Source organism: Undibacterium sp. TC9W (genome assembly GCF_049339865.1).
Taxonomy (GTDB): domain Bacteria; phylum Pseudomonadota; class Gammaproteobacteria; order Burkholderiales; family Burkholderiaceae_D; genus Undibacterium.
The window spans coordinates 139,983-155,846 of the sequence record NZ_JBMPPJ010000007.1 but is presented as its reverse complement, the minus strand read 5'-3'; the positions used below and the strand labels follow the sequence as shown (position 1 = coordinate 155,846).

Genomic DNA, 15,864 nt, shown 5'->3' with positions numbered 1-15,864 from the left:
TGTTTTTGCATAATTAACCATATTCCTGTTATCTTAACGATTTGTTATTTAACCCTGAATTCATCAGCGGAGATATGTATGGCAATCAACAACAAGGTGCAGGGAATTGATGTTTCCCACTATCAAGGCACAGTCAACTGGACTGCAGTCAAAAGTGCAGGCATTAGCTTTGCCTTTGCCAAGGCTACGGATGGCAATACCTATACTGACCCACAGTTCAAGACCAACTGGACTGGCATGAAAGCGGCAGGCATATTGCGTGGCGCATATCATTTTTATGAGAGCAATGATGATCCTGTGACGCAGGCGAATAATTTCATCAAGGCGGTAGGCAGTATTGCCATTGGCGACTTGCCCCCGGTAGTCGATATTGAAATCAATAAAGGTGGTTTTGGAAATGCCACGCTGGCGGCTAACCTGCAAATCTGGCTCAACACGGTAGAACAGGCACTGGGTCGCACACCGATGATTTATACCGGGCCATCGTTCTGGAACCAGAATATGAACAACAGTTTTTCGAGGTATGCATTGTGGATTGCGCAATATGGTGCTTCGCAGCCAACAATTCCCACTGGCTGGAGCAGTTGGACATTCTGGCAAAATTCTGAATCTGGTAGCGTGGCTGGCGTCACAGGTAGTGTAGATACCGATGTCTTTGCCGGTTCGATGGCGGACTTGCTGGCATTTGCAGCAAAGAAATAAGCCCGGACACATATCCGGCATTATTGACTGAGCCAGATTCAAGTAATCTGGCTCAGTCAGTGTCAATCAGCATGTCTCTTGTCTCTGACACGGCTCTTCTTCCCAGTTCACCTAAATAGCAATCAGCCAACATTTCAATTTCCTTCAAGTAATTTTGAAAAATTGTGAATCCAGTCTGCAACTGACTGCGTATATTCCCTGACAGCAACAAGGCTGCGTTTTTCAAGGAAGAGAACACCATGACAGATTTGCACATTTCCATTTTGGCTGAGGGACGCTGTCCAGCTTCTCGCAATATCAATCGCTTCACCACGTCCACATCCGCATCGGTGTATCGGTAATGGCAGCACAGCAAAAGTCGAAACCAGATAGCAACTTAAAAAAACTGGTCACATGCCTGCTGCCATTCGGCATCGCGCTGATCGCCGCTGACGCCAAGGCAACCAAAGCAGATGAAATACAGGCGGGCAAAATCATCTATGAATCGCGCTGCCTGAGTTGCCATACTGTAGAAGCCAACAATATCGGCCCCAGGCATGCCAATGTATTTGGCCGCAAGGCTGGCAGCGTTTCAGACTTTGAGTATTCACCTGCCTTGCGCAATGCCAGGATAATCTGGAATGAAAAAACCCTGGACCGCTGGCTGCAAGACCCTGAAGCCTATATCCCTGGACAACAAATGGATGTCAGCGTCAGTAAAGACAGTGACAGGAAAAACCTGATCGCTTACCTGAAAACCCTGACCATGAAAAATGATAAGCACAATAGACACTAGTTGAGACGCCAGGCCGCAGGTCGTTAATGTCGGCTTTTGATCTTCACTACTCAATCCAGCGTCTGAGCCTATTTTTAGCCCAGTTTAATTAAATTCTGAAGCAAGAGTGGCCCATTCAACTTCAGCAAGCGGCCACCCTCATCTATCCTGCCCAGTTGTATCGGGGCAAAACCAAACTGGGTAGCGAGGTGGGCGATGCTGGCACTGGCTTCAACATCATCACTCGCTACAAACATAACACGGCGACCTTGATCGTATGCAGGGTCAGCGGCCAGCAATGTAGCAGGTAACTGGTTAAAAGATTTGACCACGCGTGCACCAGGCAACGCTGTCGCCAACAGGTCTGTAGAAGCCATGCCCTGCAATTCTTCCGGCGCAATGCCATAGGCATTCATGGCATCGACGACGATTTTTCCGTTCCAACTGGCTAAAGCGCCAGCGACTTCGCTGTGTGCGCGGAAGGGTGTCGCGAAGATGATCGTGTCAGCAGCAAGCGCATCTTGCAAGTTCACTGGCGTCACCGCAGATCCCAGTTCTTTCGCCAGATCTGCCAGGCTGGCAGGGCCACGGGTATTAGCAATCGACACTTCGATACCTGCGTGTGCAAAGTGGCGAGCGAGTGCAATGCCAACTTTGCCTGCACCAATAATAGAATAAGTCATGTTTATTTCCTTGATAAGATTTTTTGGATTAAGTGGATTTTGGGAATCAGGCGGCAAGCGCAGCGATCTCATTCAAGGCCTGTTTGATGGCGGTTTCTTTGGCTTCCGGGCTGAATGCCACCCCCTCGGCGCGAATGACTGTGATGTCAACTATTCCCAAAAATGCCATCAACACCTTCAAATAGCTGTCGTGATGCTCATAAGCAGCAGCTGGAGTGCCTGCGGAATATACGCTGCCACGCGAAGCAGCAATGATGAGCTTTTTACTCTGGGATAACAGGCCTTCAGGACCATGCGCACCATAGCGAAAAGTCTTGCCAGCAACCGCAACCCGGTCTATCCAGGCCTTGAGCTGGGTAGGGATAGAAAAGTTATACATGGGCGCGCCTATCACTACAATATCTGCGGCGATCAACTCTTCCACATAGGCGTCGCCTTTGGCGATGTCCTTACTCAGGGAAGTATCTTCCGGCGCTGCCCCCTGGCGCACTGCCATGTGCGCGCCTGACAAGTGGAGTGCTGCATCTGCAGCCAGATCACGGTAAATGACTTCAATGCCCGGATGCAGGGCAATTTCGCGTGCCACGATTTCGGAAGACAATTGACGGCTGACGGAGTAAGCGCCAAGTATGCTGGAATCAAGATGCAAGAGTTTCATGACAGATCCTTTAATGTAGAGAAAGTGAACTGAATGATGCTGCCAATCTTTGAATCTGAAAAGATGATATATTGAGATATATACCATCTTGATTTTAGATGGATTAAAGAGATGTGAGGATCAATCATGCTGGACGGCGTGTCACTGGACCAACTCCGCACCTTCATCGCAGCCGTAGATGAAGGCAGTTTTTCCGCTGCAGCGAGGAAGCTGAACCGGGTGCAGTCTGCCGTCAGCGGTTGGGTCAATAGCCTGGAAGAACAGATAGGTGTGCTGCTGTTTGACCGCTCCGGGCGCTACCCAAAACTCACGCCAGAAGGTGTTTTGCTATTAGCCGATGCGCGCAATATCGTAGCAGGCGTAGATACCTTGAAGGCGCGTGCCAAGCTCATGGCATCCGGGCTGGAACCAGAATTATCGGTGGTGGTGGATGTGTTTTTTCCTACAGCAGTGATTGCCGCCGTAGCCAAGGATTTTGCCAGGCAATTTCCTCACACTCCTTTGCGGCTGTATGTTGAGGGCCTGGGCGCTGCATATCAGCCGGTGCTGGATGAACGCTGCAGCATAGGCATAGTGGCATCCCTGCCCATCGACTTTCCGAGCTTGAGTACCAAGACCTTGGGCGAAGTGTCGCTCTTGATGGTGGCTTTGCACAGCCATCCATTAGCGGCAATCAACGGTACCATCCCAAAAGCTGAATTGGCAAAGCATACGCAACTGGTCATCACTGACAGGTCAGAATTAATGGCGGGCCAGGATTATGGCGTCATGTCGCCCCATACCTGGCGGTTGGCGGACCTGTCTGCCAAACACGCTTTCATCCTCAACGGCGTGGGCTGGGGCGGCATGCCGCTACATATGGTGGAACACGATCTTGCTGCTGGCATCTTACAAGTCCTGGATGTAGAAAACATACCCCAGGGTGGCAAGAAACTGACCATGCAAGCTGCGTACCCACAAGCCGCGCCACCTGGTCCAGCAGGACGCTGGTTTATGGATCAGGTGCAATTTTATCTAAGTCAGATTTGAGCCAAGCTGCGAAATAAGATGTGAAAGAATTTACTGCCTGGGCATTAGCCTTTAAGTCTTGCATTCAACATTGCATCCGGCTTAGTAAGACTGCCTTCAATTAACTCTGAAACAGAGAATCCCATAAAAGCCACAATAAAATCATTTTATCGATATTTTATAAATAAAACGTATATAATTAATCCGTGATTTGATTTTTTAGTTTTACCTGTCTGAGCTGAAGCAACTTACTCATCAGGGTTCAAGGTATTCCTCTCCAAAAGGTGTTCGCCCACAACTGGCAACGGTTGTGGGCTTTTTTTATCTTCAAGGGATTTACACTGGTTTATTTACTTGCTGGCTTGCAGACTTGCTGTAAATCATCGCCATTTTTTCTACGTGTTCCCTCACCTTGCTCACTAATTCTGGTGGCTCCAACACCTCGGCATCTTCACCAAAACGCAGAATTTCTGCACATGCCATCATTATAGAACCAACTGGCATGGTCGCCCTGCACCAGCCGTCCGCGTCAAGCTCACTGGCTAACTGCATTTCAGAAAAAACATAGGGCGACAGAAAATGCTCCCTGAATTTCACGCCTCTTGGTGACAGGCGCACGGTTGCCATGTTTCTGTGCATGTCCTGCTCCAGGCGCTCGGTAGATTTGCGCCAGTAGTCGGCCAGATCGAAAGGCGCAGGTCTTTCGAAGCGTTCTTCAAGTACAGCTAATTCCAGCATGCGTGAGATGCGGTAAGTGCGTGGCGTGTCATCCACCTGCCCGACCAGGTACCAGGAACCGCTTTTCATGACCAGGCCCAAAGGCTCGACGACGCGCTCTTTGATTCCCTTCCAGCTCTGGTACCGTATCTGCATGCGCTTTTGCTCCCACACTGCATCGGCAACCTTGGGCAAGTGTGCAGGTTGCTCTGACTGACCAAACCAGGCCGGTGCATCGAGATGAAAGCGCGAACGCATTTGCTGCGCACCTTCACGTAAAGAGGCGGGCATGGCTGACAGCAGCTTGTTTTGCGCGGCCATCATGACAGAGCCCAGCCCCATGTCCGTGGCGGCTCCTGCCAACCCACTCATGAACAGAGCCTCGGCCTCTTTGGCGGACAAGCCATTGAGCTGGGTGCGGTAGCCATCGAGCAAACGATAGCCGCCACCTGAGCCACGTTCGCTATAGATGGGGATACCCGCCTCACTCATGGCGTCGATATCTCGATAGATAGTGCGCAGATTGACTGCGCATTCATCAGCCAGTTCTGGCGCGGTGGCAAAACCACGTGCCTGCAGGATAGTCAGGATGGAGATAAGTCGGCTGGCACGCATGGTAAAAACTGATCCTTTTGCCGTATTTTTAAAATATAAAAGAATAATAAAGAATAGTAAACTAACCTGACAAAAGGTGTCAGGTATGGAGGCATATTCTTATATCAACGGCCCGGCAATTCCGCCTCCGCGATAAAAAGAAAGGTCTTATCATGAGCAATGCAGACAACATCACCCTGTTCTACTCCCCACAAACCCGCGCTACAGGCGCTTTGATTATGCTGGAAGAATTAGGCGCACCTTATCAATTGCATGTCTTGAACATGAAAGCTGGCGAGCAAAGACAAAGCGCCTATCTGGCCATCAACCCCATGGGTAAAGTGCCTGCAATACAGCATCGTGGCGAGCTCATTACCGAACAAGTGGCAGTATTCTTGTATCTGGCAGACCTGTTCCCACAGGCAGGCCTGACACCCGCACTGGATAGTCAGTTGCGCGGTCCTTATCTGCGCTGGATGGCCTACTATGCGGCCTGTTATGAGCCTGCGCTGGTAGACAAGTTTGCGCAACATCCGCCAGCAATGCCTTCGATGTGCCCTTACGGTGATTTTGACACCATGCTGGGTATCATCAAGGCGCAACTGGAAAAAGGACCATATTTACTGGGTGAGCAATTCACGGCAGCAGATGTACTCTGGGGCAACGCCTTGCGCTGGGGTACCATGTTCAAGCTCGTACCAGAATCACCTGTCGTCATGAGTTACATTGAACGCGTCTGCAGCCGTCCGGCGTTTGTCAAAGTCGGTGCCATTGATGCAGCCTGGGCAGCAGAACACGAGCGCATCGCCAGTGAAGCGCAGTCTGAAAGCAAGGCTGCCTAAGTTATAAGCTAAATTACAAGCTAAGTTACAAGCTAAGTTACAAGCTAAAAAGTAGTATGTCGCCCGGTTGCTTCTCCGGGCGATATGCACATAAGAAATTCATTCCAGTTATTTTGTTTCCCCGCCTTCAGTTTCCCTCTTGCTGAAACATGCCTCGCGTGCCCACAAAAGTGTCCACAAAAAATATTGCAACAATATAAATTCCCAGGGCTATGCATGGCACAATTGCCAGTTGCAGTCTTTACCTGCACGCTTACAGAAAATTACCAAATAGACAGCCGCAAACGATTGTCTTGCAGCCTTGCTTTGGATAGTATCCGTGCAATAAAAAAGCCATACCCCAGAGGGAGAATTCATGCGTCGTATTTGGATCGTCACCGGTACTGTTGTTACAGTTGCCGCTGCTGCTGTTGCCTACCAGTTGAGCAAACACTGGAAGGATTACCACTATGTTGGCACCCGCCTCATGGTGGATATTTCCCAACCAGATGCCTTGATACGCACCACCAGTCTGTCGAAACTGCCGCGCGACTTGCTGCAAGTGCCGATAGCCAAAGATGTGCTGACTGAAGACCTGGCCTTCTACTATGAACAAAATGAAGACCGCCTCGGTTTGAACGGTGCAGTCAAGCGCATTGCCTACGAGCATGACCTTGATTGGCAAGACAAGCTGTATGCCAGCATTTTCAATGAACCTGCAGAAGTGGCTTTCTGGCGTGATGGCAAAGGTGCGCTGCGTCACTATGCCGTTGTCATGCGCATGGGCCTGTTCAACAAAGCCTTGCAGGAAGCCGCCAAGGTAGCGATGAAAGATGGCCAGCTCAAACTGGCTGGTGATATCAGCACCAGCAATGGCAAAGCCCAGATCATGGCGCTGGAAGTCAATCCTCGTCGTACCCTGCTGTTGATCAGCCAGGGTGATCGCGTCGTGGTCTTGTCTGATCCAGGTCTTTTGTTTGATGACAAAAACGGTGTCGTGACAGAAGCCCGCGCTGCGGTAGCCAATTGGCTGGAACATGATGGCGCGCTGTCGTTGCAATTTGATCTCGATAGTATTGCACCTGCACCAGCTCAGGCTGCTGGCACTGCAAAACATACTCTGGCTATCGGTGCTCCTACCATGGCCCTGGGTTACGGCGCTTTTGTATCCGGCTTCAAGGGCATGCGCTTTGACTTTGGTGGCAACTGGTCAACCTCGGTCTGGCTGGATTCCAAAAAGACCTCATCGGCACAATTACTTGACCCAGCCTTGTGGACTGCGGCACCTGCCAACCCCAGCGCATGTATCACCGTGCCAATTGACTGGAGCATGGTCAATACTGTCTTGAAACAAGCTGATGCCAAACCAAAATTGCCAGAGCAGGCATTGGCACCGCTGTCTGGCCCAGGCCTGGCTTGCTGGTACCGTGAATCGAATCTGTATTCTCCTGTCTTTATCACCAAGCTGCCACTGAACACTGCCAACCGCGGCGCTACCTTGCAAGCCATGGCGACCTGGGCGATTGCCAGTGGTCAACAGGCTGCACCAGGCAAGGGCACAACCAAGGCCAAGCCTGATCAGAAACTATGGCGCAATACCAAGAGCATGGCTACGCTGGCCGCCAGTGGCGACTTTGTGGTGTTCTCACCCGACGGCGGTCTGGTAGAAAAAGTGGTGGACACCATCGCCCGTAGTAACCCCAGCGTGGCTGACCAGACATCTGGCGCACAAAGCACTCTGGGCCTGATCACACCGCGCCCCTTGTCAGAAATGGCTCAACGTGAAATCTACGCGGCCCTGGCAAAACCTGAAGATGCCAGCTTCCTCGAAGCCGCAAAGACACACCTGCCTGCCCGCATCAAAGCTCTGGCGACTTACCCGCCTATCCGTCTGGAACTGAGCAAGGTACAGGCCAGTGGCAAAGCCTGGCAAAAAGTGGAATGGGTCAGCAAGGAGAAATCCAATTGAAACGCCGGCATGTACTGACTGGCATGCTCGCCACCAGCACCATGCTGGGCTGGCACAGGCTGGCGCTGGCCAATAAGCTCACGGCACCGGCTGTGCCATTGCCAACCGCAAATGCTGCCAAAGCTGGAACAACTACTGCGCCTGCAGTCTCGGCACCAACCGCTGCACAAACATTGACACCCGCCCAGTCGCGCAGTTGCCGTGCCTGGATGACACGTATTATTGCCGCCCAGTTGACAGCAGGCCCGACACCGCGCTGGCAACAGCGTGATTGCGTAGGTCTTGTCCGTTTTGCGGTGGCAGAATCCCTGCGTGAGCATGATGAAAAATGGAAGCGGGCGAATGGCATGCTGGGTACCGCCCTGCCGCCAGAGATAGCCCTCGATCAAGGCACCCAATCAGTACGCCATCAATGGCGGCTGGCTGACGGTAGTACATCTGCCTATGTCAGCGCCATAGAAATGGTGCAGGAAAATGCCAGGTTCCGTGGCAAGGACTGCAATCTGGCATCCCCCGGTGATCTGCTGTTCTATGACCAGGGTGATGCCCAGCATCTGATGGTGTGGATGAATTCTTACATCGCCTATCACACTGGTACGGTCACACCAACTGATAATGGTCTGCGCGCCGTCAAGCTGCGTGACCTGCAAGCCTGGCGCGACACGCGCTGGCACCCTACCCAAGACAATCCCAATTTTGCTGGCGTGTATCGCCTCAATTTCTTGTCCGCCTGAAAGCGCCCAATGAAAGCTACATTCAAACAATCCCGTTACTTCACTTTATTGACAGCACTGTGCGCGATGCTGCTATTCATGCCTGCCCTGGCACAGGATGGCGGCGGGGGCTCGTCTTTCTTCCTGCTCAGCGATGCAGCCTATGGCTCTGGCGACACGGCCATGGTACGGCTGGAAGCCCAGGACATGGGGCAGATTTCTGAGCTAGGCGGTGTCGATGTCTATGTCTATAAGGTCAAGGACCCGCTGGAATTTTTAAAGGCGCAAAAGAATTTGCACCGCATTGATGCCCAGGGCAATTACAAGGGCAAAGGCGTATCTGATGCGCTGGCACGTACCTGGGATAACTGGTGGGATGCCTCACGCCGCATGTGGCGCAAGCTGTTTTCATCGGACGCCAGGAAAGCCGTAACGTCACAAGCACCTGAAGTACGTCTGCACCCGCTGGTCAAAGCACCAACACCGCAGCAAATGAACCCGCTGTACCAGCCACTGAAGTCGCATACCCTGGTTGATAGCTTCCGCTACCCTGTACATATCGCCCAGCCCATACAACCACCCAAAGGCGTCAAGCTCGATGGCAGCAGCAGTGAATTCATCATGTCGCCTAAAGGCAATGTGCTGATACCACTGGGCAAAAAAGAACCAGGCCTGTATCTGGTCGAAGCCATGGTCGGCAGCTATCGCGCAGTGACTTTGGTGTTTGTCTCTGACTCTATCGCTGTGACCAAAGTATCGAGCAAACAAATGCTGGTCTGGGTGGCTGATCGCCGCACTAGCCAGGCTGTGGCAGATGCAAAAACAGTGTGGACAGATGGCGCAGGTATCCTAAGTACAGGTGCAACAGATGCTAGCGGCATCGTCAATTTTGAACGCGATGCGCCAGAAAAAACTTATGTCTATGGTGAAGATAGCAAAGGTGGCGTGTTTGTCGCAGAAAATTATTACTACGACAGTGAAATCTATAATACCAAGCTGTATGCGGTGACTGACCGTCCCTTGTACCGCCCTGGTGAAACCGTCTATGTGAAATTTTTGGGCCGTACTTTTGTGTCAGCGCGTGAATCCACAGCCATCACCGCAGGAGAGTTGAAGCTGCAGGTATTTGATGCGAATGGTTTCCCGGTGGCAGCGCAGACCCTGCAAATGACGCCGCAGTCTGGCGGTGATACGGTATTCCAGTTACCTGACAATGCCGTCGCAGGTGGTTATGAACTACGCTTCAGCTACAAGGGTAACAGCTATGGCGCTGCCTTCCGCGTCGCTGAATACCAGAAGCCGCACTTTGAAATCAATGTCATGCCAGGCAAGAAGGATTACAAAACCAATGAAGAAATCAAGGGCAAGCTGCAACTGGTCTATCCTGACGGCAAACCTGTCGTCAATGCCAAGGCAGACCTGACAGTACGCGCCCAGCGCCTGACTATCGTCGAAGGCGACCTTGGTTATGCAGGCCAGTTCCCGGTACAAATGAGCACAACGACATTCACGACTGATAGCAGCGGCTTTGTTGAATTCAAACTGCCTGCAGCAACTGAACCCAGCCGCTATATTTTGTCGGTGCTGGCAACTGATGGCGCTGCTTACCGCGTACGTTCTACCAAGGAGATACTGGTAGAACGTAGCGCTGGCACCTATAGCCTGAAGGCAGAACGCGCCTTCTCTGCCGTCGGTGAAAACATGAACTTTGCGCTGACTGCCCTGCCTGTACCTGGCAATACCGTCAGCACAGTCAGTGCCCCGGCAACATGGGATTGGGTAAGACTGGAAAACCAGAAAAAATCGAACGGCAAGCTCGCCAACGCCAACAAATTGACACTGGCTTTTGCTGAACCTGGTACCTATACCCTGTCTGTACGTGATGCAGCAGGCAATATCCTTGGTGCCACTTCGCATTATGTCAGTGGCGCTGGCGTCAGTGCACCGCAGGGCTCGATAGAAATGGTGTTTGACAAGACCAGCTACAAACCAGGTGAAACTGCCAGTGCACTGATCACCTTCCCGCAACAAGTCGATCAGGCATTATTTACCTTGGAGCGTGACAAGGTAGAAAAAACTGCCTTGATGAGCAATGCAAGTGGCTGGCTAACGGCCAAACGATTGTCACCCATGCAGTGGAAGGTAGAACTGCCTGTGCAAGATACCTATGGCCCTAACATCACCCTGTCCGTGGTGTATGTCAAAGGCGCTGATTATGTGTTCCAGAACCTGGGTTTGAAAGTTGAGCAGCCACGCATCAATGTCGCCGTCAAAGCTGACAAGGCCGTCTATGCGCCTGGTGACAAAGTCACGCTGGACCTGACTGCCATGGTCGATGGCAAGCCAGCCGCAGGCAGCCAGCTCACGGTAGGTGTGGTCGATGAAATGATTTATGTGTTGCAACCTGAAATTGCACCCGATATTTCTGACTTCTTCTATCATCCGCGCCGCAATAATGTGCGCACTTCTGCCAGCCTGAGCTTCATCGCTTATGACCTGGCGGTACCGCCATCCAAGCTGGCCTTGCCAGCCAACGGGCAAACCCATGAACGCGCCATCAAGGTATTGGAAAGACCACGCCGTGAAGACAAGGATACCGCCCTGTGGCAACCAAGCGTTACCACGGATGCTTCTGGTCGTGCCCGCCTGACTTTCACCATGCCCGATTCACTGACACGCTGGCGCATTACTGTGCGTGCGACTGAGGCCGGTGGCAATGTAGGTCAGAACATCGCCTATGTACGTTCAGACAAAGAATTTTATGTGAAATGGACCAGCCCGAACTGGATGCGCGTGCAGGATGCACCGAATGCCAGCGTTGCCATCTTCAATCAGGGCAACCAGGATGCCAGTGCCAGCCTGAACATCACCGGTTCCGGTGTCAATAAACAAGAAAGCCTGAAACTGAAACCTGGTGCGAACTTTATCTCCGTACCTTTGAAAGCCAATGGCCTCGACAACAAGATAGACCTGTCACTCGCTGTAGGTGGCAAGACTGTTGATGCGCTCAATGTGCCGCTGAAAGTTATTCCTGTGCATTGGCTGAGCCAGCGCTCGGTCAGCGTGCCTGTGACTGGCAAGGAAACAGTCTTGAAACTGCCACCTGACGCCAGCAACCTGCAACTGCAATTTGCTGACAGTGCCAGCACACAGTTCCGCCGCTTGATGGATGATTTGATCGATTACCCATACGGCTGCGTCGAGCAGACTTCCAGCCGCCTCATCCCTTACAGCCTGGCCCTGCAATCAACCTTGCCTAGCGAAGAAAGACTGGCTGCGCAACTGACGCAAAGACTGTACAGCTACCGCTTCCGTCTGGCGCAAATGGCCGGGCCAAATGCGACCTTTGGCTGGTGGAGTGTGCCAGAAAAAGATGGCGATGCCCTGCTGACCACCTATGCCTACTATGCTGACTGGCACGCCAGCCGTGCCTTGAAACTGTCACTGCCAGAAGGCCATTTTGACCGCCTGAATGATGTTTACCGCAAGGATGGCGTCAAGCAATCACACTGGCAGCGCGCTCTGATGTTGTACTGGATGCAGGATATGGGCTTGCCGGTAAAATCCATGGCCGAAGCCCTCAGTGAAGAACTCGGTGCCAAAGGTGCGTTTGCCAAACCTGTCGTGATCACCCCGCGTTCAGGCATGAACAGTATGATCTTTGCCAACAAGGATGATGATGTACAACATGCCATGAGCACCTTGCTGGCTGCCTATGTAGTACAGCAAAGCAAAGGTAACCTGACTGGCATTACCGTCACGACCTTGCCAGAAGCAGCAGCCCGTGTACACCAGGCTGACCTGCCTTTGGGTGAAGCCTTGCTGATATTGACTGGCAAACGCCCTGCCAGTGATGCTGCTGCAGTGCTGGAACGTGTGAGGTCAGAATCACCGACTATAGACCGCGCCCTCGCCCTGTTGTGGACTTATCGCGCTCTCGGTGGCAAGTCTGGCAGTAATGATCCTTTGTTGCGCAATAATATGGCCAAGGTAGAACTCGAAGCTGGCTGGTCGCCACGCGAAACCATCACAGGTCAAAGTGTGTATCGCTGGAATAGTACAGCCGCGACGCCAACCCCGTCTGTGATCAAAATGGTTTCCAACCCAAGCGCAGGCATGATTGCCATTGCCCAGTTCGACAGCCGTGAACCAGAAAAATCCAGCTTGCCAGTAAAAGTGGAACGCCGTATTTATCGTTTGGTACCTGAAGCATTACCTAGTGCAGCCAATGCCAGCAAGCCTGCCATCAATCCAACTACTGGCGCACCTGTGCAACCAGTCGCAGGCAAAGCAGGCTTCAAGCTGGAATTGCTGGGCGAAGGTGCAGCACTGAAGACAGATGAAGTTTATCTGGATGAAGTGGTACTCACCCGCACCTCCGGCCCTGAACTGAACTTTGGCATTGTTGAAGTACCTCTGCCACCAGGCACCTCGGCTGACCGCTCTACCTGGGGTATCAGCCTGCGTTACCCAGGCGGCAAAGACATGGAAGCGATGGAGCGCGCACGCTACGAGCAAACGCCACGCGGCTATGCCGTGCCGGTGGATGCACTGGATGGCCAGGTCGTGATACGTCACCTGGTGCGTGCTGCACAAACCGGCAAGTTCGCCCTGCCGCCTGCACGCTACTACCGCATGTATCAGCCAGAGCAAAAAGCCTTTGAGGACAAGCCACGTGCGTTTATGGAAATCCGCTGATCCTGCCCGCAAAGCGATCAGTACCATCATGCTTGCCAGTGCGACCATAGTCACGCTGGCTGCATCTGCACAAGTTGCGCCAGTTGCCTATGCTGCAACTGCTGCCGCGACTGCAGATACAGCCAGCACGGCCACCGTCGCATGGCTGCGTGATGGCCAGGTGGAAATGCGCTCATTAAATTCTCAAGACAATAAAATCGCAGATCAAAAGATACCTCTGGGTAGTTTGTGGAAGTTATTTGTCTATGCCTACCTGCAAGACAATCACGTTCAAGAAGCAGCGTATACCTGCACCGCAAAAAAAGATTTGCGCAATAATGTTCGTGAACAGCAAGAGAAAAATGAAGAACTGTATTGCTGCGAACCTGGTGAGCAGGTAGAACGCGACTCTGCCCTGGCACGTTCCTGCGCGCCCTATTTCTCACCAGCGCGCCTGGGTGTCAATAACAAGGCATGGAAAGCCTATTGGCAAACCCGCAGTGACGCCAACTGGCTGCAACGCACAGCGCAACTGCAGCCCGACACCCAGATCAGCGTAAAAGAGCTGTTGGAAACCCTGAACAAGTTCTCGCCACAAGCCCGCGCTGCTGCCCGCACAGCCTTGCTGGAAACAGCGGTACAGGGCTATGGCCGCGAAGCCTGGACGCAACTGGGTACAGGCATACGTTACAAAACTTATTCCTGGCATTTGCCTGACAACAGTGCCTTTGGTGGCGCAGCAGGCTGGCTGGCAGATGGCACGCCATTCTGGTTTGGTGCCCGTGGTTCCAGCCGCTCTACCCTCACTACTTGGGCCAGTGCTCTGGCAACTACCCTGCCGGCACCGCGTTGGGCGGGCATCAATAATATCGACAATGTCGGTGATGAAGCACATTGCGTGGATGTCGATTTTTTTGCGCGCTATCCACTGCGCGAAGTATTGTCCATATCTGCAAACGCTCCTGCGCGTGCGGGAACGCTGTCCGGCAAATACAGGCTGCAATTCGCCAACGGCAATGGCCTGGACATCAACAGCAATGGCAGCCTGACACTGCAACGCACTCCAGGCATGGCTCCACAAATCACTGGCCGCGTCAGCATCAACGATTATGTCGCCCGCGTCATAGACCGCGAGGGTGACGCCAGCAATATACAGGCCGCACGCAGCCTCGCGATTGCGGCGCGCAGCTATCTGGTACAAAACGCTGCTCTTGATCATGGCTGCTGGCACATTGCCGACAGCACTACCCGCCAGCGCGTCAGTGCCAATGCGCCCACCGATGCGGCCCTGACTGCTGCCTGGTTCACGGATGACCTGATACTGCAAGGGGCAAACGTGCGCTACCACAATGATAGTGCAGGCAACAACCGCATGTCATTGAAAGAAGCAACAAAGCAGGCAAACCAGGGCTGGAATTTTGAACGTATACTGGCCACCAGTTATCCGCAAGCCAGCATCGCCAGCTTCAATGGCAAATCTGACTGCAAGCCACTGGCCGCAGCGCAAACCTGGTTAAGCAACGCGAGCAACAAATGGCAAGGCATATTGCGTCGTGAGCCCGGTTTTGAGCATCCTGAGACGCCGCCAGCCATCTGTTCGCTGGCAAGCGGCAATCCCTACTCAGACCAGAAGCGCATGCGCATCTACGCCCGCGGCTGGCGCAGCCTGGACGAGCGCATCACCCTCGCCCATGAATACCTGCACCTGGCTTTACGATTTCATCCGAACGGCGCCAATGAAGACTATGTAGAAAAACTGGCCCGCCGTCTCATAGAAGGAACAACATGATCAAGTTTTACCAAAAGCGACTCACTGTATGCATCGCAGGCAGCCTGCTTGCTGGCTTTCACTTAAGTGCATCAGCAGACGCCACGATAGAACTACCGCGTGGCGGATGGCGTAATAGCGGTGGCGAAGCCTCTGGCTTTAAACAGCCTGTGCATTATCCTGCGTCCTCGGTCAATACCGAAGGGCAAAGTGAAATGGCCTTGATCAGGGGCCGTATCAGCACCAGCAACAAGAAGAAACCTGGCAAGCTCATTGTCAACGGCGCCGCCATGCCCCTGGCTATTGGTGAAAGTGGCGAGTTCTCCCGCCCTTACTCTTTCAGTTCCGGCTCGAATAATGTAGAAGTGCGCAGCCCCGATGGCAGTGAAGTCAAACGTGTACAGTTTTATGACACCAATACCAGTCGCCCCAACCCGCGCTTGCGCGTAGTCTTATCCTGGGACAGCGACGGCACTGACCTGGACCTGCATGTAGTTTCGCCGGATGGCCAGCATGTGTTCTATGGTAACCGCGTCGTACAGAATGGCGGCGCACTTGATGTGGATGTCACCACTGGTTATGGCCCTGAAATTTATGCCAGTACGGCTCCGCCGAAAGGTACCTATCATGTCTATGTCAATTACTATGGCAGTGGCGGCGACGACAAAAAACTGACTATCGCCAGAGTTGCCATCATCAGCCAGGAAGGTACGCTGGCCGAGAAGCAGCAAAGCTTCCAGGTACCCATGCGCAAACCTGGTGAACTGACCCTGGTTAAATCCTTTACCTATCCGTAATGA

12 protein-coding genes are annotated in these 15,864 nt (G+C 52.7%); 9 read left to right on the top strand and 3 right to left on the bottom strand.

Annotation, left to right across the window (positions count from 1 at the left end):
- The first annotated feature begins 78 nt into the window (after positions 1-78).
- Positions 79-702 (top strand): glycoside hydrolase family 25 protein, encoded by a 624-nt coding sequence (locus ACO0LN_RS12220; RefSeq protein WP_422974097.1) that lies wholly within the window; start codon positions 79-81, stop codon positions 700-702.
- A 340-nt stretch (positions 703-1,042) separates the two neighbouring features.
- Positions 1,043-1,477 (top strand): c-type cytochrome, encoded by a 435-nt coding sequence (locus ACO0LN_RS12215; RefSeq protein ID WP_422974095.1) that lies wholly within the window; start codon positions 1,043-1,045, stop codon positions 1,475-1,477.
- Between the two features lie 74 nt (positions 1,478-1,551).
- Here ACO0LN_RS12215 and ACO0LN_RS12210 read toward each other — a convergent pair whose 3' ends face one another.
- Together ACO0LN_RS12210 and ACO0LN_RS12205 are read right to left on the bottom strand one after the other, a co-directional pair.
- On the bottom strand, positions 1,552-2,211 hold the full coding sequence (locus tag ACO0LN_RS12210; RefSeq protein WP_422974093.1) for an NADPH-dependent F420 reductase: 660 nt from the start codon (positions 2,209-2,211) through the stop codon (positions 1,552-1,554).
- A complete protein-coding gene (locus ACO0LN_RS12205) occupies positions 2,186-2,797 on the bottom strand; it encodes an FMN-dependent NADH-azoreductase (protein WP_422974091.1) in 612 nt (203 codons plus the stop codon). The genes ACO0LN_RS12210 and ACO0LN_RS12205 overlap by 26 nt, the downstream gene beginning before the upstream one ends.
- A gap of 126 nt (positions 2,798-2,923) precedes the next feature.
- Between ACO0LN_RS12205 and ACO0LN_RS12200 the strand changes: the two genes are divergently transcribed.
- A complete protein-coding gene (locus tag ACO0LN_RS12200) occupies positions 2,924-3,826 on the top strand; it encodes a LysR family transcriptional regulator (protein ID WP_422974089.1) in 903 nt (300 codons plus the stop codon).
- Positions 3,827-4,141: 315 nt separating this feature from the next.
- Here the strand turns inward: ACO0LN_RS12200 and ACO0LN_RS12195 are convergent, their stop codons facing one another.
- A complete protein-coding gene (locus tag ACO0LN_RS12195; protein ID WP_422974087.1) occupies positions 4,142-5,137 on the bottom strand; it encodes a helix-turn-helix transcriptional regulator in 996 nt (331 codons plus the stop codon).
- Between the two features lie 152 nt (positions 5,138-5,289).
- On the opposite strand from ACO0LN_RS12195, the gene ACO0LN_RS12190 reads away from it, so the two are divergent.
- The 6 genes from ACO0LN_RS12190 (at position 5,290) to ACO0LN_RS12165 (ending at position 15,861) form a co-directional block, all read left to right on the top strand.
- Entirely contained in the window at positions 5,290-5,958 is a 669-nt protein-coding gene (locus ACO0LN_RS12190) for a glutathione S-transferase family protein (protein WP_422974085.1), read from the top strand.
- A gap of 355 nt (positions 5,959-6,313) precedes the next feature.
- Positions 6,314-7,906 (top strand): DUF2138 family protein, encoded by a 1,593-nt coding sequence (locus ACO0LN_RS12185; protein WP_422974083.1) that lies wholly within the window; start codon positions 6,314-6,316, stop codon positions 7,904-7,906.
- Entirely contained in the window at positions 7,903-8,640 is a 738-nt protein-coding gene (locus tag ACO0LN_RS12180) for a DUF1175 family protein (RefSeq protein WP_422974081.1), read from the top strand. Before ACO0LN_RS12185 ends, ACO0LN_RS12180 begins: the two co-directional genes overlap by 4 nt.
- 9 nt (positions 8,641-8,649) lie before the next feature.
- Positions 8,650-13,317 carry an alpha-2-macroglobulin family protein gene (locus ACO0LN_RS12175; protein WP_422974079.1) on the top strand — a complete coding sequence of 1,556 codons (4,668 nt, stop codon included), beginning with the start codon at positions 8,650-8,652 and terminating at the stop codon, positions 13,315-13,317.
- Entirely contained in the window at positions 13,295-15,085 is a 1,791-nt protein-coding gene (locus ACO0LN_RS12170; protein ID WP_422974077.1) for a DUF2300 domain-containing protein, read from the top strand. The genes ACO0LN_RS12175 and ACO0LN_RS12170 overlap by 23 nt, the downstream gene beginning before the upstream one ends.
- Positions 15,082-15,861 (top strand): YfaP family protein, encoded by a 780-nt coding sequence (locus tag ACO0LN_RS12165; RefSeq protein WP_422974075.1) that lies wholly within the window; start codon positions 15,082-15,084, stop codon positions 15,859-15,861. The genes ACO0LN_RS12170 and ACO0LN_RS12165 overlap by 4 nt, the downstream gene beginning before the upstream one ends.
- Positions 15,862-15,864 lie beyond the last annotated feature (3 nt).

Excerpts from the sequence above, each read along its gene's own strand:
- ACO0LN_RS12185 (WP_422974083.1), top strand. The coding sequence starts at position 6,314 with ATGCGTCGTATTTGGATCGTCACCGGTACTGTTGTTACAGTTGCCGCT.
- ACO0LN_RS12200 (WP_422974089.1), top strand. The coding sequence starts at position 2,924 with ATGCTGGACGGCGTGTCACTGGACCAACTCCGCACCTTCATCGCAGCC.
- ACO0LN_RS12205 (WP_422974091.1), bottom strand. The coding sequence starts at position 2,797 with ATGAAACTCTTGCATCTTGATTCCAGCATACTTGGCGCTTACTCCGTC.
- ACO0LN_RS12215 (WP_422974095.1), top strand. The coding sequence starts at position 1,043 with ATGGCAGCACAGCAAAAGTCGAAACCAGATAGCAACTTAAAAAAACTG.
- ACO0LN_RS12190 (WP_422974085.1), top strand. The coding sequence starts at position 5,290 with ATGAGCAATGCAGACAACATCACCCTGTTCTACTCCCCACAAACCCGC.
- ACO0LN_RS12175 (WP_422974079.1), top strand. The coding sequence starts at position 8,650 with ATGAAAGCTACATTCAAACAATCCCGTTACTTCACTTTATTGACAGCA.
- ACO0LN_RS12210 (WP_422974093.1), bottom strand. The coding sequence starts at position 2,211 with ATGAGATCGCTGCGCTTGCCGCCTGATTCCCAAAATCCACTTAATCCA.
- ACO0LN_RS12220 (WP_422974097.1), top strand. The coding sequence starts at position 79 with ATGGCAATCAACAACAAGGTGCAGGGAATTGATGTTTCCCACTATCAA.
- ACO0LN_RS12165 (WP_422974075.1), top strand. The coding sequence starts at position 15,082 with ATGATCAAGTTTTACCAAAAGCGACTCACTGTATGCATCGCAGGCAGC.
- ACO0LN_RS12195 (WP_422974087.1), bottom strand. The coding sequence starts at position 5,137 with ATGCGTGCCAGCCGACTTATCTCCATCCTGACTATCCTGCAGGCACGT.